Origin of the sequence: Shewanella morhuae (assembly GCF_003028295.1) — a bacterium.
Lineage (GTDB): Bacteria > Pseudomonadota > Gammaproteobacteria > Enterobacterales > Shewanellaceae > Shewanella > Shewanella morhuae.
Window position 1 is genome coordinate 1,285,595 of record NZ_PYSG01000002.1, and the last position, 26,638, is coordinate 1,312,232.

Consider the following 26,638-nt stretch of genomic DNA (forward strand, 5'->3'; position numbering starts at 1 on the left):
CTCTCGAACCTGTTTAACAAAAGACGGATATAACAATGAAAATAGCTCCTCTCCTACTGGCACTTGGCGCCGCAGGATTAACGTTATCAGCTCATGCGGCCGATCCAACGCCTTTTACTGTGCAACAGTTGCTTAAACTCAATAAAATGCATTCTGCGACTGTGTCCCACGATGGCACTAAATTAGTTTATGGTCTTAAAACGGTAAGCGATAAGGGAGAGAGTAGCTCTGATCTGTATTTATTAGATTTGACTGACACTAAAGCTAAGCCGCTGCAATTAACCTCAGCCGCTGGCACTGAACATGATGTCAGTTTTGCAACCGACGACAAATCGATTTATTTCCTTGCCAGTCGTAGCGGTTCAAGTCAACTATTTCAATTGCCACTTACTGGCGGTGAAGCGGTGCAAGCTTCTGACTTACCATTGGATATTGATGGTTACAAACTATCAAACGATGGTAAACAAGTTGTGCTCAGTATGCGCGTATTCCCTGAGTGCAAAGATTTAGCCTGCTCAAAGACTAAACTTACTGCAGAATCTGAGCGTAAATCGACAGGGCGTGAATACAAACAGTTGATGGTTCGTCATTGGGATACTTGGGAAGATCATGCCCGTAACCACTTATTTGTTGGCGCACTTAATGGTGAAAAACTTACTCAGGTTGTAGATGTCACTCAAGGGTTAGACACTGAAACGCCGCCAAAACCTTTCTCAGGCATGGAAGAAGTAACCTTCACTCCAGATGGTAAATTTATTGTTTATAGCGCTAAAGCGCCAAGCAAAGATCAAGCTTGGACCACAAACTATGATTTGTGGCAAGTGCCGGTCACGGGCGGCGTCGCTACTAATTTAACCCCAGACAATCTCGCATGGGATGCACAGCCAACGTTTTCGAGTGATGGTCGTTATATGGCCTACTTAGCGATGAAGAAGCCAGGTTTTGAAGCCGATCGTTACGGCATTATGCTGCGCGATACGAGCACTGGCCAAACTAAAGAAGTGTCACCATTGTGGGATCGCAGCCCAAGTTCACTGATGTTTGCTCCGGACAACCGTACTTTATATGTGACGGCACAGGACTTGGGCCAAGTATCTATTTTCCAAGTTAATACCCAATTTGGTGATGTGCGATCAGTCTATAGTGATGGTACCAATAGCTTACTCGCGGTCACTAACGATGAACTGATTTTCGATAGTAAAACCTTAGTTGAGCCGGGCGATCTCTACAGTATCACTACCGATGGTGAAGGCCTTAAGCGTTTGACCGAAGTGAACAAAGACAAATTGGCCGAAATCAAGTTCGGTAAGTTTGAACAGTTCAGCTTTAAGGGTTGGAATAACGAAGACGTTTATGGTTACTGGATCAAACCGGCTAACTTCCAAGAAGGAAAAAAATACCCGATTGCCTACTTAGTGCATGGCGGCCCGCAGGGTTCATTTGGTAATGCCTTTAGTGGTCGTTGGAACGCGCAGTTATGGGCGGGGCGGGTTATGGCGTGGTGATGGTAGATTTCCACGGTTCTACTGGTTACGGCCAAGCCTTTACCGATTCGATTACTCAAGATTGGGGCGGTAAACCTTTAGAGGATTTGCAAAAAGGCCTAGCGGCTGTGAGCCAACAACAAAAATGGCTTGACCCGCAAAATGCCTGTGCACTTGGTGGTTCTTACGGCGGCTACATGATGAACTGGATCCAAGGCAATTGGAGCGACGGTTTTAAGTGTCTTGTTGACCACGCAGGTCTGTTCGATATGCGCTCTATGTACCATGTGACCGAAGAGTTATGGTTCGCTGAGCACGAATTTGGTGGTACTTACTCAGATAACAAAGCGTTATATGAAAAGTTTAACCCAGTGAATTATGTTGAAAACTGGAAAACGCCTATGTTGGTTATCCATGGTGAAAAGGATTTTCGAGTCCCTTACGATCAAGGTCTAGCCGCATTTAGCTTTATGCAGCGTAAAGGTATTCCATCGGAATTATTGATTTTCCCAGATGAAAATCACTGGATCTTAAAACCTGAAAACTTAGAACAGTGGTACGCTAATGTCTTAGGTTGGATGGACCGTTGGACTAAGCAATAATAGCTGTAGCTATAATAAACACCGCACTTGCCCTGATTGATGGTTTATCACGGACGCTGCGTTTAAAGGGTTAAGCGCAATTAAAAGTGTTTAAATTAAGTGTCTTAAAAAGCCAGGACTCTGTTCTGGCTTTTTATTGTGTTTTATAAACAGGATGTCAGCGTATTTTAATACTGTTCTAGCTTTAAGCTAAGTGCACTTGTTTACCACAGCAACACGATCTAACTTTATTCAGTCAAATAGAACAAAAAAATAGAGGAAACATGGCAAATTTAACGTTTTATCCCATCGGCACCGCAGGCGAAAAATGGGGTGATGCTGAAAAAGCTGCATGGCTTGCAAGCGCCCAAATCAAGCGTTCATATCGAGACGATGTCGTGACGCCACTCAAGGCGATGCAAGATAAGTTGTCAGCCCTTGGGCTTGGCATAGTGCAATATGGCGCTTTGTCGATTAATGCTGAGCGTTACCCATTGCTGGCGGTAAAGAGTCTACAGTTTGATTCGCAAAAACCAACGGTATTAGTGACAGGCGGCGTGCACGGTTATGAGACAAGTGGCGTTCATGGCGCATTGGCCTTTTTAAGCAATGAAGCGGTGAATTATGTGCAACAGGTCAATTTAGTGGTTGCTGTGTGCGTGAGCCCTTGGGGATATGAGACCATTAACCGTTGGAACCCAAAAGCGATTGATCCAAACCGCTCGTTCTACGCCAATAGCCCAGCTGAAGAATCGGCGGCCTTAATGGCATTAGTCGCTTCAGTTGAACAAGGTTTTGATGTGCATGTGGATTTACATGAAACCACCGACTCAGATGAATCGGAGTTTCGACCAGCATTGTCTGCTCGCGATGGTACTGACTATGAAAAAGGCACTATTCCAGATGGTTTTTATGCAGTGGGTGATACCGAAAACTCAATCGATGCCTTCCAGAAAGCTATTATTGATGGTGTAAGTAAAGTCACCCACATTGCCCCTGCCGATGAAAAAGGTGAGATCATTGGCTCGACTGTGGTGCAACATGGCGTGATTAACTATCCACTTAAGTCATTAGGGCTTTGCAGTAGCGTTACGGGTTGTATCTACAACACGACCACAGAAGTGTATCCAGATAGCCCAACGGCTACGCCCGCCGAATGTAACCTAGCCCAAGTTGCCGCAATTACTAGCGCCATCGATTTTGTGTTGCTGCAGCGTTAGTTGGTTTGTGCCTCAGTAGCTGACGGTTAATGAATTGATTTATTGATGATTTGCTTATAATTTTAATATGCAATAAAAAGCCCTCACTTGAGGGCTTTGTCATTTGTGTCGCATCGATTTTGCTTAGCACGCGCTTAGCACAGATGGACGATTACTTAGTGTTGTCGCTATAGTCACGGCCATAATAGCTATCGAGGAACAGTTGTTTCAGCTCGTTAATCAATGGGTAACGTGGGTTGGCACCGGTACATTGATCATCAAAGGCATCTTCGGCTAATTCATCTAACTTGGCGAGGAAGTCGGTTTCGTTGACGCCGGCTTCTTGGATAGAAGCAGGAATGCCAATCGTCTTCTTGAGGAGTGTGATTTTCTCAAGCAATTTTTCGACTTTTTGTTCATCTGTTTTTCCGCCTAGTTTCAAGTGATCTGCGATAGCAGCATAACGACACAGGGCTTTTGGCCTGTCGTATTGGCTAAAGGCCGCTTGCTTAGTGGGCAAATCCGTTGCGTTAAAGCGTATGACGTTGTTGATCAGCAGCGCATTGGCTAAGCCGTGGGCGAGATGGAACTCGGCGCCTAGTTTGTGCGCCATTGAGTGGCAAATCCCGAGGAAAGCGTTAGCAAAGGCGATACCTGCAATGGTGGCTCCATTGTGGACTTTTTCACGGGCGACAGGCGATTGCGAGCCCAAGTTGTAGGCATCGGGTAAATATTTGCACAGTAAATCGAGGGCTTGCAGGGCTTGGCCGTCGCTGTATTCGTTCGCCATCACGCTGACATAAGCTTCCAATGCGTGGGTCACCGCATCGATACCACCAAAGGCGGTGAGCGATTTAGGCATGTCCATCACTAGATTTGGGTCAACAATTGCCATGTTGGGCGTGAGTTGATAGTCGGCAATCGGATATTTTTTACCGGTTACTTCGTCGGTCACTACGGCAAAAGGTGTGACTTCTGAACCTGTACCTGAAGTGGTCGGAATCGCCACCATCATGGCTTTGGTGCCCATTTTAGGGAATTTGTAAATACGTTTACGGATATCCATAAAACGCATGGCTAAATCGGCAAAATCAACGTCTGGATGTTCGTACATCACCCAAATAATTTTAGCTGCGTCCATTGGTGAACCACCGCCGAGTGCAATAATCACATCAGGTTTAAAGCTCTGCGCAACCTTAGCGCCTTGGCGTACTATGGCTAAGGTGGGGTCGGCCTCAACATCATAAAAAATCTCAGTTTCAAGGCCTTGAGCCTTTAAAATACGTATGGTTTCGTCGCAATAACCGTGGTTGAATAAAAATCTGTCGGTGATGATCAGCGCGCGTTTTTTATCGCTCAGTTCTTCGAGTGCGATGGGTAAACTGCCGCGGCGGAAGTAGATAGATGCAGGAAGCTTGTGCCACAACATGTTTTCGGCCCTCTTAGCGACGGTTTTTTTGTTGATTAAATGACTTGGGCCAACGTTTTCTGAAATCGAGTTACCGCCCCAAGAACCGCAGCCTAATGTGAGCGAAGGCGCCAGTTTAAAGTTGTATAGATCGCCAATACCGCCCTGGGATGCTGGGGTGTTGATCAAAATACGCGCGGTTTTCATTCTAAAACCAAAGGCATGCACACGTTCAGTTTGGGTATCTTGGTCAGTATAAAGTCCTGATGTGTGGCCAATACCGCCCAGCGCCACTAAGGCTTCGGCTTTGTCCATCGCATCGTTAAAGTCGATAGCGCGGTACATGCCAAGTAGTGGTGATAGTTTTTCATGGGCGAAGGCTTCGCTGTCGCTAATATCAGTGACTTCACCAATTAACACCTTAGTCCAGTGCGGTACTTCAAAGCCCGCCATTTGTGCAATATTGGCAGCGCTTTGACCAACGATATCGGCATTTAAGCCGCCATTTTTTAAAATGACGTTCTGCATTGCCGCGGTTTCATCCTTCGATAGCATGTAGCCACCGTGGGAGGTAAAGCGCTCTTTTACTTGCTCATAAATACTATCAACGACAATTACCGCTTGCTCTGATGCACAAACGACACCGTTATCGAAGGTTTTCGACATGAGAATCGAACTGACCGCGCGTTTGATGTCGGCGGTTTCATCAATAACAATGGGCGTGTTACCCGCACCTACGCCAATAGCAGGCTTGCCAGAAGAGTAGGCGGCTTTCACCATGCCAGGGCCACCTGTTGCAAGAATTAAATTCACCTTAGGGTGAGTCATTAATTGATTAGATAGTGCGACGCTTGGTTCATCAATCCAGCCAATAATATCTTTAGGTGCGCCAGCTGCAATCGCAGCATCCAGCACCAGTTTTGCGGCGGTAGTGGTTGAGGTTTTAGCTCGTGGGTGAGGCGAAAAAATAATCGCATTGCGGGTTTTAAGGCTAATCAGCGCTTTAAATATCGCGGTCGATGTCGGGTTAGTGGTAGGCACGATACCGCAAATGATGCCTACGGGCTCGGCAATCGTAATAGTACCGAAGGTCACATCCTCAGATAAAATCCCACAGGTTTTTTCATCTTTATACTTGTTATAAATGTACTCAGAGGCAAAGTGGTTTTTAATCACTTTATCTTCAACAACACCCATGCGGGTTTCTGCAGCGGCCATTTTTGCCAGCGAGATCCGTGCATCGGCAGCCGCGAGTGCTGCTGCGCGAAAAATTTTATCGACTTGTGCTTGGCTGAACGTCGCATACTCGGCCTGTGCTTTGGCAACACGTTCGACCATGAGATCCAGTTCTTGTGCATTTGTCACTGTCATGATTAACACTCCTAAAAAGATTTAGTGAATAGGCGTATTCACTAAATCCTCTTTGATGGTAAAAAGTTACACAAAAAGTACTGGTAATAGTGTGACCGCATTATCATAATAGGGCTTATGTGTAATAAAATTACAAAAAATATGATCTATTACGATAACTTTGATTTAAAATTATCAATATTGGATAATTAAAGTAATGCGAATTTGTGGTTTAGCCTAAAAATCTCATTTTTCAGTTATCTGCGGTTAAGATACTATATACACCCTGAAGTTTACTTTGCTGAAAATAGCGTGATGCGCATATAAGGATTGCAACTTGGAGTTAACACTTTACGTTAAGTTTTTTCTTGGCTTGGTAGCCATTATTAATCCAGTTGGTTTATTGCCAGTATTTGTGAGTTTAACCAGCCATCAAACTGAAGCAGAGCGCAACCAAACCGGAAAAGTCGCTAACTTTGCGGTAGTAGTTATCCTGCTAGTTACGATTGTGGCTGGGCAACATATATTGAATATGTTCAGCATTTCGTTATCGGCCTTTAGGATCGCTGGCGGTAGCTTGATTGCCATTATTGCAATGTCGATGTTGCAAGGTAAATTAGGTGAAGTTAAGCGTAACCAAGAAGAAGACCGCGAGTCTTCGGCGATGGAGTCTGTAGCGGTAGTTCCATTAGCTTTGCCATTAATGGCAGGGCCTGGCGCAATCAGTTCAGTAATCGTATTTGCGGCAGAACATAATTCATTCTCAAATATTATTGCAATGTGTATAACGGTGATTGTGTTTGGTTTAGTGAGCTTTGGTCTGTTTAGAATGGCATCTATAATCTACAAAATCCTTGGTAAAACTGGGATTAACGTGATTACACGTTTAATGGGATTGCTCATGTTATCTATCGGTATCGAAGTCATTGCCGCAGGTATTAAAGGTCTTTTTCCGCAGTTATTTAGCTAAATCAACGCAACTAAGCAAACCCTAAAACGGGTTTGCTTTTTATTATTTCAACTCAATTTATCGTAACGCCGTTGTTTTAACATAACGGCATTATCATTCTTCTAACAGATTGACTCCGTCTAAATAGCCTCAATGCACTTGTTTTACTTAGGTCTACTAGCAACTCACGTATTTTAGATTTAACTTAGATTTAATTAACGCAAGCACATGTTTTTAGACTATTTAATTTTAACTAAAACAGTATGTATGGGGCGTTTTTAATCTGATCCTATGCTATACATTATTAGGCTCTTATTATGTTCAAATGTGTAATAAAAGGAATAACGCGATGAAATGGCAATGGATTGGTAATCTTAGCTTGAAACAAAAATTACTCATGGTTGTACTCCCTCCGCTATTGGCGTGTTTTCTCTATGGTGCACTCTTTTTAGCCCAAAAATATGAATATCGTCAGGACTTAAAGCAAGTTGTACAGCTAAGTGAACTTGCTGTTACAAACAGTAATTTAGTGCATGAAATACAAAAAGAGCGCGGTATGAGTGCGGGGTTTATTAGCTCCGGTGGCAAAACCTTCGCAGATCAAATACCCAATCAAAGAAAAATGACCGACACACAGCTCAAACTGTATCAGTCGTTTATTAGTGAAAATACCTTACCAGCAGTGTTTGCGGCTAAAATCAGTGAACTCAATACCTTATTGGGGAAACTTACGGCTATTCGCTCGCAAGTTGATAATTTATCAATCAATATTGCCGATGAGGTTGCTTACTATACTGAGCTTGATAACCGTTTATTAGCCATTGTTGATGAAACGGCAAAAGCTGGTGCTAACCAAGAAGTTGCAATCAAAGCTGCTGCCTTTAGTGCCTATTTACAGATGAAAGAGCGGGCTGGGCTTGAGCGCGCAGTGCTTAGTTCCACCTTTGGCCAAGCAGGATTTAGACCTAAGATATATGCAAAATTTATTACATTAGTCTCAGAGCAAAATAGCTATCTCGAGCGTTTTGAAGCCTTAGCGGCACCAGAGCTGGTTCAAGCTGTGGCGCGGATTCAAGCCTCTCAAGTCGTACAAGATGTAGAAGCACTGCGTGAGATTGCATTAGCCCAAGACAATCAAATTATCCAGCAACAAAGTCCCGAGAATTGGTTTACAAAATCTACTCTGCGTATTGATAGCTTGCGAGATTTTGAGCAGCAAGTCTCAACCGATTTAATCAACACCACTCAGACTCGACTTTCAGCAGCAAACCAAGAAATGTTTTTTGTATTAGCCACCTTAATCGGGGTGCTTATCGTAGTGCTGATATTAAGTTTATCGGTAATACGCTACCTACACGACAGCGTGCATCATTTATATTCAACCGTTACTCATGCTCGTAAAAACTACGATCTTAGTGTGCGGTTAACGCAAACAGGCACTGATGAGTTTGGAGAACTGGCCATTGCCTTTAATGGCATGATGAATGATTTTGAAGGTGTAATCTTACAGGTACGGGCGAGTAGCGCTAAATTACAACAAGCTGTTGAGCAAATGGATTCTTGTACCCATGCAATGGAGCAAGATGTCATGGCGGGTCACAGTGAAGCGGAGCAAGTGGCATCTGCAATGACAGAAATGAGCGCAACGGTTGCAGAGATTGCCAGTAATGCAGTGCAAGCAGCAGAAGCCTCAACAGCTGCGAATGATGATGCAAAAGCCGGCAATATGGGGGTCGATAGAACGGGTAAAGCCATTAAAGCCTTAGCAAATGACATCAATAATGCATCGCAAGCGATTAATGATCTTGATCGAGAAATCCACGGCATTGTGGTGGTGTTAGATGTGATAACCAGTATTGCAGAGCAAACTAACCTACTTGCGCTTAACGCCGCGATTGAAGCTGCCCGAGCAGGAGAAATGGGTCGTGGTTTTGCCGTGGTCGCCGATGAAGTGAGGCACTTAGCGCAACGCTCGCAAACCTCAACGGCCGACATTAAAAATATGACTGACAGATTAAAATCAGGTGCGAGTGTTGCCGTAAAAGCAATGCAACAAGGGCTTGAACAGGCCCATACCAGCGTAAAAGAAGGCGAACAGGCAAGCCTTGAGCTTAAACGTATTGTTGAACAGGTCGACATTATTGACCGTATGAACGAACAAATTGCTACTGCAACTCACGAGCAATCTGCGGTATCTGAGGATGTTAACCGTAATGCGTTAAAAATTAGTGAAATTTACCTCAATACCCAACGCATTTCTGATGAACTTAGGGATCTGACCAAAGCACTGACATTTGATGCCAATCTGATGTCTAAAGAAGTGAATAAGTTTACGGTGAATTAATCGATTAAAGAATCAATTTGGCGGCGGTTTGCTTAGCAATTGTGCAACCGCCTGAAATAGAGTCTTTTTTACTTGACCCTTATTATGCTTTTGCGTACAGTACGGCTCCGTTAACGAATCAGTATTTCGGCAACACTGAGCGATATCGTAAACGATTTTTTACGTGAAAGATTAAACACGAAAACATAAATCGACAATATGGTGAGGTGTCCGAGTGGCCGAAGGAGCACGCCTGGAAAGTGTGTATACGGTAACGTATCGAGGGTTCGACTCCCTCTCTCACCGCCAAATTAAAGTTTAAAGACGTCCTAGGGCGTCTTTTTTCTTATCTATATTTTATAAAAATCAATAATTTACCATTCTACATTATTTAATGACATCTTACTGCATCCGAAATCTTTAGTAATGCTAAAAGTAATGCCAAGGAAATTTGGCAAATTTTGGCATTACTTTTGACTTCAAAAAATACCCATTTTTTATGCCGTTTTTTTACTTGATTTTCTCGATTTTATAGCCCAAATTTAACTTGGCAATATCCTGATTTACCTGAATTTATTCAGTGATAAGTAATGCTTAATTTTGGAGTGCGAAATAATGCCAAAATCAAGCATTACTTTGGGGCTTAATTTGAGGGGTAGAACGGTATGGGAAGGACTACAAATAAGCTGACTGTAAACGCGGTGCTCAATACTAAAGCGGAAGCAAAGCCCTATAGATTGTCTGATGGTGGTTGTAATGGTCAAGTTTTTCTGGAGGGATGTTAAGCCGCTTTTTTTAACTCATTATATTTTTGATGTGGCGTCTTATAATCTATTGCTGAATGCCTACGTTTGTAATTGTAAAACTGGATATATTGCTCAACCACGCTCACTACAGAGCTGTGATTGATAAAGGCTAAATGGTTTAATCGTTCAGTCTTTAAGCTCCTAAAAAATCGTTCCATCACCGCATTATCCCAACAATTTCCTCTACGACTCATACTTTGTTCAATACCTAAGCCCCTTAGCTTTTCTCTGAACACCTTAGCCGAGTACTGGCAACCTTGGTCAGAGTGAAACATCAACGCCTGTGTATTTGTAGCGCGTTATTTAAGGCCGCTGTCGCTAACGCTGCATTGGGTTGGCTTGATAAGGCATACCCAACAATTTCTTTGGTGCCTAAATCAAGCACACAAGCTAAATAACTCCACCCTTGATGGGATTTTATGTAGGTAATATCACCCACCCAATGAGTATTATACGTCGTAGGGTTAAACTGCCGCTTGAGCAAATTAGGTGCGTAAACTTGCTCATCACCTGAGTTAGGATAGCAATGCTTTTTCTTTGGCCTAATCGCTATTAACCCCATACTTTTCATTATGCTAGCAATAGCGTAAACCCCTACCTTACAATCTAAATCGACTAAGTCTGCCTGTATTCGACGTTTACCATACGTCGAATTTGAGTCAGAGAACGCTTGTTCTACTAATTGTATCCGTGCCTGCTTTTCAGCGCTTTGGGGGATCGGTTTGTAATATAAACTACTGCAACTGAGCTCGAATACTCGGCACAACTCACTCATTCTAAAGCCTAGATTTGCTTTCTTTACTTCGCGGATCATTTTAAGTTTTGATTGTCTCGAATGAAGAAAGCTGCAGCCTTTTTTAGGATGTCATTATCCCTCATTGCTTGTTTTAGTTGAGCTTCTAAGAGTTGAATTTTTCGTTGTTCTTCAGTGAATGCTTTGGCATTTTCTGGGGTTTTACCCGCTAATTCAGCCTGGTACTGGATTTTCCATCGAGACACCGCAGATTTACCTGCACCAGACATATCTTCAATTTGCTTGTTGGTGTAACCCTGTTCGACCATCAGCTTGGCATATTCTAATTTTTGCAGCGGGCTGACAGTGACTTTCGATTTTCTAATCATAATAAATACCTTTAAGATTTGGCTTATTTTAAGCTATAAATCTCTACAGTTTCATTAGACCATTACACAAGACACAGTCACGCCTTGGCTTTTGCTGTCTATGCGGTTTGGTTAATAAAACGGGTGTTGGCTAAGCCGTTTAATGTGAGTCGGTAAGGGCTACTTGCTAAAGCTTTTGAGCTGGGAGATTAAAGTTTGGAGGTTATGTTTAACGGATTAGTACTGGCTTACGATAATGAAACGGGTTATCGAGTGAGGGCGAGGTTGCTGGTGGTTAGTGGCTTAGCTTTGGATTCGGTGCCACAATCGGCTTGCCAATCACTTGGCCCATGGCATTAAGTGGCCGCACAAACATCGGCAAAATGAGTTCAACCGCTAAACTGTTACGCAGTTCAGGAAAAGCAGCGCAGGCTTCGGCAACACAGGCCTGTGAAAAGCTATCAGTAAATTCAATCATGATGGTCTCCTTAAAAAGGTGTGGCAGGTTTAAACGTTGGCTAGAGTAAGCCGCACTCAGCAAAGGACACTGGCGTGCGGCCAACCACGATATGGTCAAGCACGCGCACATCGATAAGTGCTAATGCATCGCTTAACCGTTTGGTTATGTTCTTATCTGCCGTTGAAGGTTCAGACTCGCCAGACGGGTGGTTATGGGCAAAAATCACCGCCGCCGCATTGACGACTAGCACAGCCTTAACAACTTCCCGTGGATAAACACTGGCAGCATCTAAAGTGCCAAAGAACAGCTCTTTAAACTCGAGTAATTGATGTTGGTTATCGAGCAGCATCACCGCAAACACCTCCCGCTCATAACCGCCCAGTTTGTAAGTTAAAAAATCCTTAGTGGCTTGAGGGTTGGTATAGGCGTCCTTCTTCACAAAGCGTTCGGCAATGATATTGGCGGCAGAGGCAAGAACCTCATCGACAGTTTGCGGCCACTGAGTCACTTGCTTGTCTATTGTGCCCTGTCGAGCTGGTTTGGTGGACATCGCTTTTGTTGACATATCAGGCTCCTTGAAAGCATTAATGGGCTTATGCACAGGAGTGATATATATCTGAAAAGATTTGGAAAAGTTCAAAGTTACTGGCATAGGTAATGGAAATAAACCATTACCAAGAGTTCAGCATGACACCAAACATAAAGCTAATTCGAATAAAAGACGTGATTGACACCACTGGCTTAGCCCGTTTAACCATTTACAAGTATGTCGATAAAGGTATTTTCCCCAAAGCAGTGAAGCTGGGCAGTAGATCTGTAGCATGGGTTGAAAGTGAAGTGCAAGAGTGGATATTGGAAAGGATCGCTCAGAGGGATGGTACGGTGACAGAATGCCTTTAATAAACAGTATAAAAGGTGAAGGCTAGTGAAAGCCTTCACCTTATCAAGTTAATTAAGTTTATTTTTCAGATTTTGCTAGATAGCAAAGGCGAAAGCCTGTTTTCATGCCTTTATAGCGCATAGTTGAGGTTGCCGGGCATAGATCTCTTTCTATCGCCCCCCAATTTAATGACTCTCCTGTCAGGGCGTTGGCAGCAGGTGCGTAGCCGCCAGTATAATCGAATAGCCACTCACCAAAATCGGAATTTTCCAGAAATGACAACTTTTCAGAGTTATAAGTCCAATGTAAATTTTCACCGAAACGTAGCACTGGATTGCCAGAATTCATTTTTGAGAAGCAGCTGAGTTTATTAAATTGGTCAACAATGCATCGATGTTCTTCAAGGTCAACCATTTCACTCTCCATTAATTGTTCAATGCTGAGCTTTGGCTCAGGTGAGACTTGTTTCCATTCTTCAATAGTTAACAGACGTACTGGTAGTTCAGTTTTAAGCTCGTAGTAGCGACAAAATGCAACTGCGTCATACCAAGTAACGCTGGCTGGGAGATCGTTATTTTCCTCTGGGTTGTTGACACAGAGCAGATTCATTTCTAACGGCTGACCGTTACCACCAAGCAATTCTGACCGATGGATACGCATTTTGGATTCTTCATAAAAATCCCAAAATGCACCAATGGTGATTAGCGGAGAAACCATTAAATATCGATCATCACTGAGTTTATGTGTAATAAAGTCACCTGCGATAGCGGGCTCTTGATTAGGTGGTAAGATGTAAGTCTTAGAGGCGACTAATTCTTTTAACATTAATTTACGATAGCCTGGCCAGTTGGCGATGGTTCCACCCTTAATGTAATGGCGCTTTTCTGCTTCATGTTCAACGAATTCATTCCAGATATCACGTTTGAAATAGCAAAATGCATCAAATTCTGAGCTTCGCATTGCAGAAGGGAGTTCATCATTTTTAAAGATGTGCTTATAAGAATTACCCGAGTATTGTTTATTGCGCTGATCTTTAATTACCCAATCAAAATCACCATTTTTTCCTTTTAAAAAGGCTATGTTAGGCAGTTCAGGAAAGGTTATAACCTCAAGCCAGCCATCATCAGAACTTTCCATTTCTTGGCGAAAAAGCTGAAAAATGCGCTCAGCCTGCTCCATGTCCTTGTCGGTGGCATTGTAAAGTCGATGTTCAATTGGACGAAGCATAGGATTAACCAGTGAATCCCCAATAAGATTGAATCCGGGGATGACACCATTAAAACTATAAGCATGTAGTAATACATCTCTACGTGTTAAAGATATCTGCCGATTGTGAGGTGCTGTTAATACAATTTCATTTGGTGCCTCATTAGTCCAATCGATGGTTTCATCAATGTAATTACATTTGATTTTAGAGACTTGCTGCAGATCTAATGTACCTACACCATCCGCCATAAAGAAACGGGAACCTACGCCTGTAAATACGCGTTTTGGTACGGGTAAATTTGATTTAAAGATGCGCTCTGAAATCTGTTGTGCTGTTAAGCTAATAAATGGGTTCTTGTTACACGTAATCAGATCGATTGGATGTGTCATGCCATTTTTACAAAGAAAACTCTCTAAATCGGGTTCAATTTGGCGTAAATGATCAAAAGAGCGAGCACCTAACATCATTGCTAAGTTACGGTGTAGTTCACTCACTTTTAACTCAGGTATATCTTTTAATGCGGTAGCTAATTTTTTCCTTGATTCTCGTAAGCTTTTTGCAGCAGTTTTTATGTCTTTGCTAGATAAACCATCAAGCTGAATAGACCATAATCTGGTTTCAGAAGAAGGACGTGGGATGAGTGCGTAAACTTTGCGAGTTGCGCTTAATAGATGTGCAATATTCATTTTTATCTCCAAAGAAATGCCGCAGCTGAAAGCTGTACTGCCAAGGGCAAGTTAAGTTTATCATTTGGATTTGGAGAAGAAGGGAAGGCCCTTTGTACTTATTCGGAAACTCGGCAGCCCAAGTTTCCAGGAGAATACGCTCGCGTAGAGCATATTACTGTGTTATCAGATTGTTGGCAATCAGTCTTTTGGCAAATTAACTTAATCAAATTTTTGTATCCATTTTGGGGTGCGAGGTTAGATTTTTGTGCTATCACTTTTCAGGTGACCTGTATTTCACAGATTTAACGTTAAAAGTGTTTTAATGGTTTAAGTACAAAGACTGTGTGCTATCTCACTGGATTAGATGGAACTTTTCTGACACAATCCTAAAAATTATGTGCATCAATCTAAATAGTGTAATCGTTTAATTGAGCTGCTTTAAACATACTACTTGAGAGCATTTAGGCGATTACCTTTGCAGTTTTTGTCACAAAATAATAAGAGGTGAGGCACAGGGATGGTCGATACAATTCCAAGCTATGAAGAGATGATGCCAGCGGTGCTTAAGGTGCTGGCGGATGGAGAGGTTAAAACACTCCAGCAGATGTACCTTGCTGTTTCTAACCATTATGGCTTTACCGCTGAGCAGTTAGCTTGAACAATTCCGAGTGGCAAAACCACATATGTTAGAAGTCGGGTTGGCTGGGCTAAAACCTATATGGCAAAAGCTGGACTTAATAGTCAGCCCAAACGCGGTGTTTGTCAAATTACCCAAAGAGGATAAGCTCGGGCTAGACTCTATCTACTTGCAAGCCAAGCGCTACCGCGGCAACACAGTCGGCAGACCGGATATTCAAGCCTTCGCAGGCGCGCTCGACATGCACCGCGCCCGTAAAGGCGTATTTATCACCACCTCAAATTTCACTAAAGACGCCCATGATTTCGTTACCCGCATTGAAAAACGTATCGTGCTTATAGATGGCCGAGAATGGGCCGCGCTCATGAGAGAGCACAATGTTGGCGTCAGCACCCGCGAACTCTATGCCGTTAAGGCAATCGATTCAGATTATTTTTTGGAAGAATGAACCATGGCAAAAGCACCCGCTAAGAAAAAACCGACCAAGGGCTTTGAAGAAACCCTTTGGGATACCGCCAACCAACTGCGTGGCAGCGTTGAATCATCAGAATATAAGCACGTAGTCCTAAGCCTAGTGTTCTTAAAGTTCATCAGTGACAAGTTCGAAAAACGCCGCCAGCAGATGATTGATGACGGGCAAGAAGCCTTTGTCGATATGGATGTATTTTACCAGCAGGACAACGTGTTTTTCCTCGAGACGCACGCACGTTGGTCTTATATCAAGGCACACGCCAAGCAAGATGACATCGCCCTATTGATTGACACCGCTTTGACCACTATCGAAAAGGCCAATGCCTCACTCAAAGGCGCATTGCCGGATAACTACTTCACCCGTCAGGGATTAGAGACAAAAAAGCTCGCTTCGTTGATTGATGCCATCGATAACATCGACACCCTTGCTAACGAATGCGAGATGAGCGAAGAAGACTTGGTCGGTCGCGTCTATGAATACTTTCTTGGTAAATTTGCGGCCACCGAAGGCAAAGGCGGCGGCGAGTACTATACGCCTAAATCTGTGGTGACGTTGCTGGCTGAAATGCTTGAACCTTTTCAGGGCAAAATTTACGATCCTTGCTGTGGCTCTGGCGGTATGTTTGTGCAATCGCTCAAGTTTTTAGAAAGTCACAAAGGCCGCAGCAAAGACATCGCTATTTACGGCCAAGAGCTGACCAATACCACTTTTAAACTGGCGAAGATGAACTTGGCCATTCGTGGTCTGTCCGGTGATTTAGGTGAGCGTTCGGCTGATACCTTCTTTGCCGACCAACACCCGGATCTGAAAGCTGACTACATCATGGCCAACCCACCATTTAACCTCAAAGATTGGCGTAACGATGCTGAGCTCACTAATGACCCCCGCTTCGCCGGTTTTCGCACTCCGCCAACGGGCAATGCCAACTACGCGTGGATTTTGCACATGCTGTCCAAATTGAGTGAAGACGGCACCGCAGGTTTTGTATTGGCCAACGGCTCCATGAGTACCAACACCAGCGGCGAAGGTGAAATTCGCCAAAAGCTGATTGAAGATGACCGCATTGAATGCATGATCGCCCTGCCGGGACAATTGTTTTACACCACGCAAATTCCAGTGTGCCTGTGGTTTATGACCAAGAACAAGAAAGCCAACTCACGCTATGGCTACCGTGACCGCAGCGGCGAAACCTTGTTTATCGACGCCCGTGACATGGGCACTATGGTCAGCCGGGTGCAAAAAGAGCTGACCAATGATGATCTTGCCAAAATCGCTGACACCTACCACGCCTGGCGCAGCAGCCAAGGCGAACAGGCCCACCGCATTGCCGACAAAGAAATCAGCGTCGAGCAATACCAAGATGAGGCGGGTTTCTGCAAAGTCGCGACTATTTCCGACATCAAGGCCAACGACTTTGTGCTGACGCCGGGGCGCTATGTCGGCGCGGCTGATGTGATTGATGACGGCATCCCATTTGAAACCAAGATGACCGAACTGACTCAGACTTTGTATCGCCAACTCGACCAAGCAGCAGCGCTCGACAAAGCGATCCGCGCCAATATGGAGGCGTTGGGTTATGAGCGCTAATTCGAAGTTGTATACAGTTCAGGAACTTGTAAAACTCGGCATCATAGAAAAACCACTAGACGGCAACCATGGTGGAATTCACCCCAAAAGCAGTGATTATGTGGAAAGCGGAATCCCATTTGTCATGGCTTCTGACCTTATAAATGGTCATGTCGATATCATTAACTGCAAGTTCATTAGTGCAGAACAAGCCAAGATGCTCCGAAAGGGCTTTGCAAAAGAGGACGACGTTCTCTTATCTCATAAAGCCACAATTGGACGCACGGCTATTGTAGGTAAGTTAGACACTGAATTTGTCGTTTTAACGCCTCAAGTAACATACTACCGCGTGAAAGACCGAAGCAGGATTAATCCAAAATATCTAAAGTATTATTTCGATTCATTGGCATTCCAATCACTATTTGAGCAATGGGCAGGAGGTGGTTCTACTCGGCTTTACCTAGGCATAACTGGCCAGATGAAGCTGCCAATCGAACTACCAGACGTAAGCATACAGAATCAGATCGTGAATGTGGTTGATTCATTAGACCAAAAAATTACCCTCAACCGCCAAATCAACCAAACCCTAGAACAGATGGCGCAGACGCTGTTTAAGTCATGGTTCGTTGATTTTGACCCTGTGATAGATAACGCGCTGGATGCAGGCTTTTTCGACCAAGATTTACCCATACCCGACGAACTGCAACAGCGCGCGGCTCTTCGTAAAGAACAGCGCCACGCGTTGCGTCAAGCCCGAGCGGTAGCGCAAAACAGTCAAGCGGCAGCGGATAAAGAGGGTGATGCCCAAATAGGCAAAGCGCCGACAGAACAGCAGCCAATGCCGACCTCCTTGCCAAAAGAGCTGCGCCAGTTGTTCCCAAATGCGTTTGAAGAAAGCGAGTTGGGTTGGGTGCCGAAGGGGTGGGGAAATATTCCACTATCTAGTTTTGGAAAAATAGTTACCGGAAAGACCCCTTCAAAAACAGTTGAAGGTGCTTTTGGATGTTGGAACGATTCAAACCTACCTTTCATCACGCCAACTGATATCGATAGTGATACTCACGTAGTGTTTACTTCGCGATATCTAACGCAAGAAGGGCAAGCTACTGTCGCTAAATCAAAAATACATGGTGGCAGTATTAGCGTCACATGTATCGGAAGCCAAATGGGCAAGACAGTAATCACCTACCATGACGCTTTTACAAATCAACAGATTAACTCATTGACGCCTAGCGCAAAGACAGATTTGGCTTTCTTGTTTTTTAACTTGAGATTAAGACGGGAAGAATTGTTACTAATGGGTAGCAGCGGTTCTACCATGCCGATTATGAATAAGAGCACGTTCTCTAAGCTCAATGTGTTAGCACCACCTTCTTCGCTGAGGGATGAGTTTAGTAAGCACTCGGCAGCAATGCTCAATAAAATTACAGCAAATCTGCTTGCAATCAACTCGCTAGAAAAACTCCGCGATACCCTGCTCCCTAAACTCATCTCCGGCGAACTGCGCCTCGATGATGTTGTGGCTGAAATCGCAGCTGAAGCAGAAATTGCGTAATTCGATCAGGCAGTCGGCTTGTTTTGCGAACAAGCGGCAGCCTTTTTTAATTAAAAACAAAAACAATAAGAAAAGGACGTCATGAGCCACATATTCGACGAAGCAAAACTGGAACAGGCCATCATCAACTTGCTGGGCGAGCATCACACAGCGCAAGGGCAGACGGTTTACCCGCACTTTATTGGCAGCGACATTGTACGCACCGACAAAAGCGAGGTGCTGATCCTTGATGACTTGCGCGGCTATCTTGCTAGCCAATATCAAGCCGATGGCATCACAACTGGCGAGATTGAGACTATCGTCCGTCAGCTGCAAACCCTGCCAGCAAGTGATCTGTACCAGAGCAACAAAACCTTCTGTCATTGGCTGAGTAATGGCTTTTTGTTCAAGCGTGAAGACCGTAATAAAAAAGACCTCTATATCGAATTAATTGATAACCAAGCACTGCCGCAGCAACTGGCCAGCTTGTTTGCCAGCGCGGAACAGATGGATAGCGCGATAACTGGCGAGCCCGACAACAACCGCTATCGCATCGTCAATCAGCTTGAAATAGAAGGCCAAACCCGCGAAGGTGGGCAACAAACACGCATCCCTGATGGCATTTTGTACGTCAACGGCTTGCCTGTGGTGGTGTTCGAATTTAAATCGGCGGTGCGTGAAGAACAAGCCACCACCTATGATGCGTGGCGACAACTGTGTGTGCGTTACCGCCGCGATATTCCTAAGCTGTTTGTGTACAACGCCCTGTGTATTGTCAGTGATGGTGTGTCGAACAAGATGGGCAATGTGTTTTCGCCCTATGAGTTCTATTACGCCTGGCGAAAAATCACCGGCAATGAATCGACTGAAAAAGATGGCATCAACGCGCTGTACACCCTGATCCAAGGCTTGTTTCATCCTACCCGCTTGCTCGATGTGATCAAAAACTTCGTATTCTTTCCTGACACCAGTAAGCAAGAAGTTAAAATATGCTGTCGTTATCCGCAGTATTACGCCGCACGTAAGCTGTATTACAACATCAAGAAAGAGCGCAAGGTCGTCGATGCTAAAGGCGAGCTGGTGTTATATGAAGGTGGTGGCGGTAGCGGTAAGGGCGGTACCTACTTTGGCGCGACAGGTTGCGGCAAGAGCTACACCATGCAGTTTTTGTCACGCCTGTTGATGAAGAGCGTCGATTTTGCCAGCCCGACCATAGTACTTATCACCGACCGCACCGATTTAGACGAGCAGCTTGCTCAGCAATTTTGTAACGCCACCGCTTACATTGGCGATGAATTAGTGGTGCCTGTTACTAGTCGCCAAGATTTGCGTGACAAGCTGGCAGGGCGAAACAGTGGTGGCGTGTTTTTGACCACCATTCACAAGTTTACCGAAGACATTAAAAAGCTATCTGATCGCTGCAACATTATCTGTATTTCCGATGAGGCGCATCGCAGCCAGATTAACCTTGACCTGAAAATCACCTTTGACCATGAAAAAGGCACAGTTAAGAAGACCTATGGCTTCGCCAAGTATCTGCATGATTCGTTGCCTAACGCGACCTATGTGGGTTTTACCGGCACGCCGATTGATGCCACGCTTGAGGTATTTGGGTCGCCTGTCGATAGCTACACCATGACAGAGTCAGTGAACGATGAGATCACTGTGAGGATTGTGTACGAAGGCCGCGCTGCCAAAGTGATTTTGGACAACAGCAAGCTCGAAGAAATCGAAAAATACTACCAAGAATGCGAACAAGCCGGCGCCAGCGAGCATCAAATAGAGGAGAGCAAGAAAGCCTCTGCCAATATGAATGCGATACTGGGCGACCCTGACCGCATTGAAGCCCTCGCCAGCGATTTTGTAAAACATTATGAGGCGCGGGTGTCTGAAGGTTCAACCATCAAGGGCAAGGCGATGTTTGTCTGCGCTAGCCGCGAGATCGCCTATGCCTTCTATACCAAGGTTAACGCGTTGAGACCTGGGTGGTTTGAAGCAAAGCAGGCGATGGATAGCGTGTTGCTTAGTGACAAGGACAAAGATGAGCTGATGTCATTGCCTATGGTCAACATGGTGATGACGCGCGGTAAAGATGACGACAAGGACATGTACGACCTACTCGGCACCAAAGAGTATCGCAAGGAGCTGGGCAAGCAGTTCAAGAACGCTAAAGCCAATTTCAAAATCGCCATCGTGGTGGACATGTGGCTAACAGGCTTTGACGTGCCAGAGCTCGACACCATCTACATCGACAAGCCGCTGCAAAAGCACAACCTCATTCAAACCATTTCGCGAGTGAATCGCAAATTTGAAGACAAGGACAAAGGGCTGGTGGTCGATTACATCGGCATTAAGAGTCGCATGAATCAGGCGCTAGCCATGTATTCCAAAGCGGATGAATCCAACTTTGAAGATATCCGTCAGTCCTTGATTGAAGTGCGCAATCATCTCCACTTGCTGGCGCAGATATTCCATAACTTCGACAGCAGCGATTTCTTCTCTGGAGAGGCGACCGAGCAGCTTGCATGCCTAAACCAAGCCGCTGAGTTTGTCCTGCAAACCAAGAAGACTGAGCTGCGCTTCATGGGCTTAGTGAAGCGCCTCAAGGCCGCCTATGACGTCTGTGTGGGCAGTGATGAGATCACGCAAGAAGAGCGCGAGCGTATTCATTTTTTCATTGCCGTGCGCTCTATCGTTTACAAGCTGACCAAGGGCGATGCGCCAGATACGGCGCAGATGAATGCCCGCGTCCGTGACATGATTGCCGAAGCATTACGAGCCGAAGGCGTTGAGGAAATATTCAAACTCGGTGAAGACCAAGCCGACACCATCGACATTTTCGATGACGAGTACCTGGAGCGCATCGGCAAAATCAAGTTACCTAACACCAAGATGCAACTGCTGCAAAAGATGCTTGAGAAGGCGATCAGCGACTTTAAAAAGGTGAACCAGTTACAAGGCACTAATTTCTCTAAACGTTTTCAGTCCTTGGTAGAGCAATACAACGAGCGCAAAGAGAACGACGAACTCAACGGTGAGGAATTTGATAGCTTCAGCCAGATGATGACCGACATGATTTATGACATCAAAGCAGAGTTGGTGTCATTCGAGGACATAGGCATCTACATGGAAGAAAAAGCCTTTCTCGATATTCTTGAGCACATGTGCAAGAAGTTCGACTTCACCTATGATGCCGACAAAATGCTTAAGCTTGCCAAGGCAATGAAGGTCACAGTTGATGACTCGGCGCAATACCCTGATTGGAGCAAGCGCGACGACATCAAAGCCAAGCTGAAAATGGATCTCATCTTGCTACTGCACAGGTTCGGTTTCCCGCCAGTGGCGAACGATGAAGTGTATAAGAGCGTGCTGGAGCAGGCGGAGAACTTTAAGAAGTATTCATCGACAGCGATGGACATGCCAATCCGCGGCGGGGCAAGGAACAATGGCGTTAGTTGTATCAATGTAGGAGATAAAAAGTTATATCTTGCTTCTCGTTTGGAACAAGAAGGCAAAGCGCATTCCCTCGGCATAATTAAGATTAAGCTGGATATCCCCTACATTGAAAACTTTGCCGCAATGAGCTTAATGAACGATGTTCAAGCCTTGCTAAATTCAGGGATTAAATCACCAGAGACACTGGACTGCGTGATGACTTGTATGGCGCATCTTGAGGTGATTTTTGAAGCGGAAAAAACACTCGCCAAGGAACATGGTTTAGAGCTGGTTTTTGCGATAGATAAGGCCAAAGCCGGTAGTGTTGATCTATGGATCCAAGCATTTTTATCCTCGAACAGCGCCGTTGCTATAAGCGTATCCGTTGCTGTTATGAAGTTTTTGGCAGACTACCCCAAGTATTCTGATGGTTTTGAGCGACTGAAATCTGACTTGACAAAACGTTGGAAGAAGCCTGATGCGTCAACGAACAAGCCAGAGGAATCTGCCATCGTTTTGGATGTGTCATTTCGTCAAGCTATTAATGAAAAGAAAAAAGGTAGGTTGCAATAATGGCAGTTTGGGTTGGATTTTTAATTAAATATAAGCTGCTTCTTCGGAGTTAATGATGACGGTTACGAGATTGGCACTTCCGCCGAATACACTTTTTCTCCAGCCTCAAGAATTAGTATTTGAGAAGATAGCTACATTTATTGGTGGTAATGGTTCAGGTAAGTCAACAATTTTAAAATCCATTTTCGATGAAAAACTAAAGCCAGGGAGTACACTTTATCAAGACTATAAGGTTGTTTGTTTCTCGTCTGGGCAAAATGAAAGTTATTCTGAACGTTTTGCTCGCTACTTAAATTCTGAGCGAAAAGATAAAAGAGCGCTGAGTTTAGATTGTTTTTATTATGACAAGTCACTGGCGAAACTATTGATTTTCTTATCTACAACTAGTAATCCAAATGGTTTGGTTCGTAACTTTCTAAAGCAAAATAACTATGTTGTCGAGAATGAGTTTGAAGAGGATGAGACAACAAAGATTTCATTTAAAGTTAAAGTCGATAAAGCTTATATCGGCCAAGTAGAACAAGCCAATAAAGATGAGGCTAAAGGTAATAACGATGTTATTACCAACAAAGCTTATCATCAAACGCTAAGCAATTTTATTAATAGATTAGTTGATGAAAGCTATGATTTTACTGCGCCTTTAGAGCAGGCATCAATTCAATTGTCTCAGAGTATAATATCTAATATATCATTCGAGGCGGATGAACATACTTCTTTTGATTCTAAAATAATGTTTTTTACACAAGCAGCTGATAATGATTATTTTATTGTGAAAAATAGTTTTGACATTGAGTTTTTAAAAGTAGCGGAAGTCGAGGGGGAAGCTGATAAAGTATTGCGTCTAGAAGATTTGAGTGATGGTGAATATCAGCTACTTTTTCTTTATTCATTAATTGACCTTTTTGATAAGGAAGATACTTTATTCTTGTTTGATGAAGCTGACTCTCATCTCCACTATAAAAATATTGATAATTTATGGTCGGTGTTCAAGATAATAAAAGGAATGGCCATCACAACGACCCATCTATTAGATTCTATTTCTAAATCTGGAATAGAGAGGCTTAAAGTCATAGATAGGGGGGAGATAAAAACTGGAGCGAAAATTAGTTATCTAGCCTCTAGGCTTAAAGATTTATCAGATTTAAATAATGCACAATTGAAAGTGATGTCAATCGCAGAGAATATTGTTTTCATGGATGATGAAGATGATTGGGTGATTTTTAAACTTTTAGCTATAAGAAAATTAGCAAAGACTCTAGATGAAGTTGCAACAATGAACCGTTTTTTTAGTAGGTTTATTGTTATAAAGCAAGAGTCAAGCTATGGATCGAACTCGGAAGAATTTGGATACAGTAAACTAAGATATTCAGAACGATTTGCTAGTTATATAGAAGGTCATCACCATAATACTGAAAACGTTTATTTAATATGTGATCGTGATGAGTTTTTATTGACAGATATAGGCAATGAGAAATGTATCTTATTAATTAGTAAAGATAGTACGAAAACATTTAACAATAAAAAGTTATCATCACACTTGCTCTCTTGGAGAAGGAGGGAGATAAAGCATTACCTTATGTGCCCATCCGCCCTTACCGACAATAATATAGAAGAACTGAATGAAGCTTTTAATTTAGGGTTAAGATCAAAACTAGTTAAAGGTCATGCAGGCGATTATTCAACAGATGGTGAATATAACAGTTCTCTTGCATCAGTAAAGGCTGATTTGGTCAAAGGTATTATAGATTCTTATATAAAAGACGATGTTGGATTTTGCGCAAAAAGAACTGAAGATTTTATAAAAAAAATACCTTTGGAAGAAATCAGCGAAGACATAGTAAAGTTATATCAATATTTGGAGGCTACAAGTGGAAAAAAATAATAACAAACTAGCCGGTATAATGGATTTATTAAGAAAGGATACAGGTATCAATAATGCGATTGATGCAATGGAACAATTATCTTTATTACTTATTATAAAATATTTCTATGATGTCGTTCTGATTGGCATGCCAAGAAAAGGACATGTTGGATCATTCAAAGATCTATTTTATAACTTAAATCATATTTCGAACGGAGATTTTTCGACTGATTTTTATGCTTTGAGACAAGCACTAAATGATATCGTAAGAGATATTGATTCAAATGAACATGATTTTTTAGGTTTTGGTATTTGGAAAAAAATTGAAAGTATACTCGACACCATACCGTTTAAAATTCGTTCCACAAAAATATTAGATTCAGTATTATGCAGATTAGAGGAACTGGATTTCTTCGGCGGCTTAGAAATAGATTTTGATAAACTTTTGTTAAATATGGTGAAAGATTCCAGTTCATCGGGTGCTTTTCACTCTCCCAAGTCATTAATTAAAGCAATAGTTAACGTAACTAAACCGTCACCTGAGGAAAAAATTTATGATCCAGCGATGGGATCTGGGAGGACATTCGTTGAAGCTAAAAAGTATCTAGCTACTATAAATAGCAATAGTGAATTTAGAGCTATTGGAAATGACCTTAGCCCTTTTGCTTATCTGATTGGTACACTCAATTCACTTCTTAACGGTGTTGATATTAGAGATATTTCTTTATCAGATTCATTGTTATGCAGTGATGATTATAGATACGATGTTATTCTCTCAGGAATTCCATTTGGTCAGGCCTCTGAGATAAGTAAGTATGAGTACTACTATCATGGTTACAGTGGTAGTTTGGAGGCAATGTTTCTAAAGCATGTGATGGACAAACTGGCAATAGGCGGTCGGGCCGCTTTAGTTGTTCCTGATGGTGTTTTGTTCAATAGTTCAAATCAGCTAGATATGTTGAGGCGACAGTTATTAACTAAGTTTAACCTGCACTCAATTTTAAGCCTTCCCAATGGCACGTTAGCTCCATACTCAGGAGTAAAGGTTAGCGTTTTGTTTTTTGATAATACAGTTACAGGGAAGGATATCTGGTTTTATGAGTTAAATACTGCCAAGCCTTTAGGTAAACTTAACTTAATCAGTGATATTGATTTTAAAGAGTTTGTTTCTCAGTTCGAGAGTAGAAAAACGAGTGAAAATTCTTTCTTGATAGATAAGCAGTCATTAATAAATGATAAACATTGTGACCTCTCATTTCCTTTGTTAAAGAAAGAAGGGCAGTTAAAGTTTAATAAAAATGAAATGATTGATTCATTGAAAAAGGAGCGCTTGGCTTTTATCGAACTTATTGCAAGCCACTTTGAAAATATTTCTAGCAATATTGACGTGCAATATGTTCAGACGGTAACGTTAAAAAATATATGTAAGTTGAAAACGGGTGATAACCTTAATAAATCAGAGGTGTTCAATAGTGGTGCACATCCGGTGTATGGGGGTAACGGCATTATTGGATATTACGGACAGAGTAATAGAGATGGTGATTCAGTTATCATAGGTAAGGTGGGAATGTATTGTGGCAACATCCACTTTTCATCAAAGCCTTATTGGTTAACAAGTAATGCAATAAGTCTAGAGTTAACGGATAGTAACGCTGTATTTGCACCTTACCTGGCCCATTTATTAAAAAGCTTAGATTTGAATAAGTTATCTACAGGAACTGTGCAGAAATTTGTTTCAATCAATCAATTGTATAGCTTAGAAATATCCTTGCCTAACTATCAAAAGCAAGTTGAACTAAGCAACTGGTTTGACACGCTCGAAGAGAACAGAGTAAAGATAAAACAGCTGCTATCAAATTTCAGTAATGAACTTGATTCAGTAACAACGAGTTCAATCATTGAAAAAGCTCTGAAGAACGGAGTTACTTTATAAAAGTTATCATCAGTAGATTGATAGTATTTACTGCGTATCATAAGCGATTGATTGTTGGGTGATATTTTGTGTCAATGTAAAACACTGCTTTCTAATAGCCTGAATGTAGCGTTGCCATGTGCCTGTTTAAGGTCAACATTATTATCTTGTTTGGATTGTTGTGGCAGTGAATAATTTTACTGACAATATTTGTTCATCTTAGTTTTTAGAT

The 26,638-nt window shown here is 43.0% G+C and carries 16 protein-coding genes, 1 tRNA gene and 3 pseudogenes; 15 read left to right on the forward strand and 5 right to left on the reverse strand.

The features are described 5' to 3' along the window. The first annotated feature begins 35 nt into the window (after positions 1 to 35). Both C9I43_RS06175 and C9I43_RS06180 read left to right on the forward strand, forming a co-directional pair. Positions 36 to 2,086: pseudogene (locus C9I43_RS06175) on the forward strand (dipeptidyl-peptidase 5). A 263-nt stretch (positions 2,087 to 2,349) separates the two neighbouring features. Next, on the forward strand, positions 2,350 to 3,285 hold the full coding sequence (locus C9I43_RS06180) for a M14 family metallopeptidase (RefSeq protein WP_107882738.1): 936 nt from the start codon (positions 2,350 to 2,352) through the stop codon (positions 3,283 to 3,285). Between the two features lie 151 nt (positions 3,286 to 3,436). Here the strand turns inward: C9I43_RS06180 and adhE are convergent, their stop codons facing one another. Further along, complete coding sequence (adhE, locus tag C9I43_RS06185; protein WP_107882741.1) at positions 3,437 to 6,043, reverse strand: bifunctional acetaldehyde-CoA/alcohol dehydrogenase; 2,607 nt, start codon at positions 6,041 to 6,043, stop codon at positions 3,437 to 3,439. A gap of 316 nt (positions 6,044 to 6,359) precedes the next feature. Between adhE and C9I43_RS06190 the strand changes: the two genes are divergently transcribed. From C9I43_RS06190 to C9I43_RS06200, 3 genes are all read left to right on the forward strand, one after another. Then, positions 6,360 to 6,992 (forward strand): YchE family NAAT transporter, encoded by a 633-nt coding sequence (locus tag C9I43_RS06190; protein ID WP_076500113.1) that lies wholly within the window; start codon positions 6,360 to 6,362, stop codon positions 6,990 to 6,992. A gap of 328 nt (positions 6,993 to 7,320) precedes the next feature. Further along, positions 7,321 to 9,315 carry a methyl-accepting chemotaxis protein gene (locus C9I43_RS06195; protein ID WP_107882743.1) on the forward strand — a complete coding sequence of 665 codons (1,995 nt, stop codon included), beginning with the start codon at positions 7,321 to 7,323 and terminating at the stop codon, positions 9,313 to 9,315. A gap of 200 nt (positions 9,316 to 9,515) precedes the next feature. Beyond that, positions 9,516 to 9,603, forward strand: a tRNA-Ser gene (locus C9I43_RS06200). 472 nt (positions 9,604 to 10,075) lie between these two features. Here the strand turns inward: C9I43_RS06200 and C9I43_RS06205 are convergent. The 3 genes and pseudogenes from C9I43_RS06205 to radC all read right to left on the reverse strand — a co-directional run bounded on the left by C9I43_RS06205 (position 10,076) and on the right by radC (position 12,226). Further along, positions 10,076 to 11,222 (reverse strand): annotated as a pseudogene (locus tag C9I43_RS06205) (IS3 family transposase). Between the two features lie 274 nt (positions 11,223 to 11,496). Next, entirely contained in the window at positions 11,497 to 11,679 is a 183-nt protein-coding gene (locus C9I43_RS06210) for a hypothetical protein (protein WP_107882745.1), read from the reverse strand. 40 nt (positions 11,680 to 11,719) lie between these two features. Next, positions 11,720 to 12,226, reverse strand: a complete 507-nt coding sequence (gene radC, locus C9I43_RS06215) for a RadC family protein (RefSeq protein ID WP_181317855.1) — start codon at positions 12,224 to 12,226, stop codon at positions 11,720 to 11,722. 122 nt (positions 12,227 to 12,348) lie between these two features. Between radC and C9I43_RS06220 the strand changes: the two genes are divergently transcribed. Then, the gene (locus tag C9I43_RS06220; RefSeq protein ID WP_107884053.1) at positions 12,349 to 12,561 is read left to right on the forward strand and encodes a helix-turn-helix transcriptional regulator; all 213 of its coding nucleotides are present in this window, start codon (positions 12,349 to 12,351) and stop codon (positions 12,559 to 12,561) included. A gap of 58 nt (positions 12,562 to 12,619) precedes the next feature. On the opposite strand, the gene C9I43_RS06225 is transcribed toward C9I43_RS06220, so the two are convergent. Further along, positions 12,620 to 14,434, reverse strand: coding sequence for an SUMF1/EgtB/PvdO family nonheme iron enzyme (locus tag C9I43_RS06225; RefSeq protein ID WP_107882747.1), 1,815 nt, complete (start codon positions 14,432 to 14,434; stop codon positions 12,620 to 12,622). A gap of 499 nt (positions 14,435 to 14,933) precedes the next feature. On the opposite strand from C9I43_RS06225, the gene C9I43_RS19020 reads away from it, so the two are divergent. The 9 genes and pseudogenes from C9I43_RS19020 to C9I43_RS19215 all read left to right on the forward strand — a co-directional run bounded on the left by C9I43_RS19020 (position 14,934) and on the right by C9I43_RS19215 (position 26,427). Continuing rightward, a complete protein-coding gene (locus C9I43_RS19020; RefSeq protein ID WP_258191740.1) occupies positions 14,934 to 15,074 on the forward strand; it encodes a hypothetical protein in 141 nt (46 codons plus the stop codon). Between the two features lie 60 nt (positions 15,075 to 15,134). Next, complete coding sequence (locus C9I43_RS19025; RefSeq protein ID WP_258191997.1) at positions 15,135 to 15,200, forward strand: winged helix-turn-helix domain-containing protein; 66 nt, start codon at positions 15,135 to 15,137, stop codon at positions 15,198 to 15,200. Next, positions 15,172 to 15,501 carry a restriction endonuclease gene (locus C9I43_RS19030; RefSeq protein ID WP_258191998.1) on the forward strand — a complete coding sequence of 110 codons (330 nt, stop codon included), beginning with the start codon at positions 15,172 to 15,174 and terminating at the stop codon, positions 15,499 to 15,501. The genes C9I43_RS19025 and C9I43_RS19030 overlap by 29 nt, the downstream gene beginning before the upstream one ends. A gap of 3 nt (positions 15,502 to 15,504) precedes the next feature. Beyond that, on the forward strand, positions 15,505 to 17,112 hold the full coding sequence (locus tag C9I43_RS06235; protein ID WP_107882749.1) for a type I restriction-modification system subunit M: 1,608 nt from the start codon (positions 15,505 to 15,507) through the stop codon (positions 17,110 to 17,112). Further along, positions 17,102 to 18,646, forward strand: a complete 1,545-nt coding sequence (locus C9I43_RS18875; protein ID WP_181317856.1) for a restriction endonuclease subunit S — start codon at positions 17,102 to 17,104, stop codon at positions 18,644 to 18,646. Before C9I43_RS06235 ends, C9I43_RS18875 begins: the two co-directional genes overlap by 11 nt. 81 nt (positions 18,647 to 18,727) lie before the next feature. After that, positions 18,728 to 22,633 carry a type I restriction endonuclease subunit R gene (locus C9I43_RS06245; protein ID WP_107882751.1) on the forward strand — a complete coding sequence of 1,302 codons (3,906 nt, stop codon included), beginning with the start codon at positions 18,728 to 18,730 and terminating at the stop codon, positions 22,631 to 22,633. A gap of 52 nt (positions 22,634 to 22,685) precedes the next feature. After that, complete coding sequence (locus C9I43_RS06250) at positions 22,686 to 24,515, forward strand: AAA family ATPase (RefSeq protein WP_219907234.1); 1,830 nt, start codon at positions 22,686 to 22,688, stop codon at positions 24,513 to 24,515. Positions 24,516 to 24,948: 433 nt separating this feature from the next. Next, a pseudogene (locus tag C9I43_RS19210) lies at positions 24,949 to 25,680 on the forward strand (HsdM family class I SAM-dependent methyltransferase); the annotation flags it as partial. Positions 25,681 to 25,881: 201 nt separating this feature from the next. After that, positions 25,882 to 26,427, forward strand: coding sequence for a restriction endonuclease subunit S (locus C9I43_RS19215; protein WP_373455347.1), 546 nt, complete (start codon positions 25,882 to 25,884; stop codon positions 26,425 to 26,427). The last annotated feature ends 211 nt before the right edge of the window (positions 26,428 to 26,638 follow it).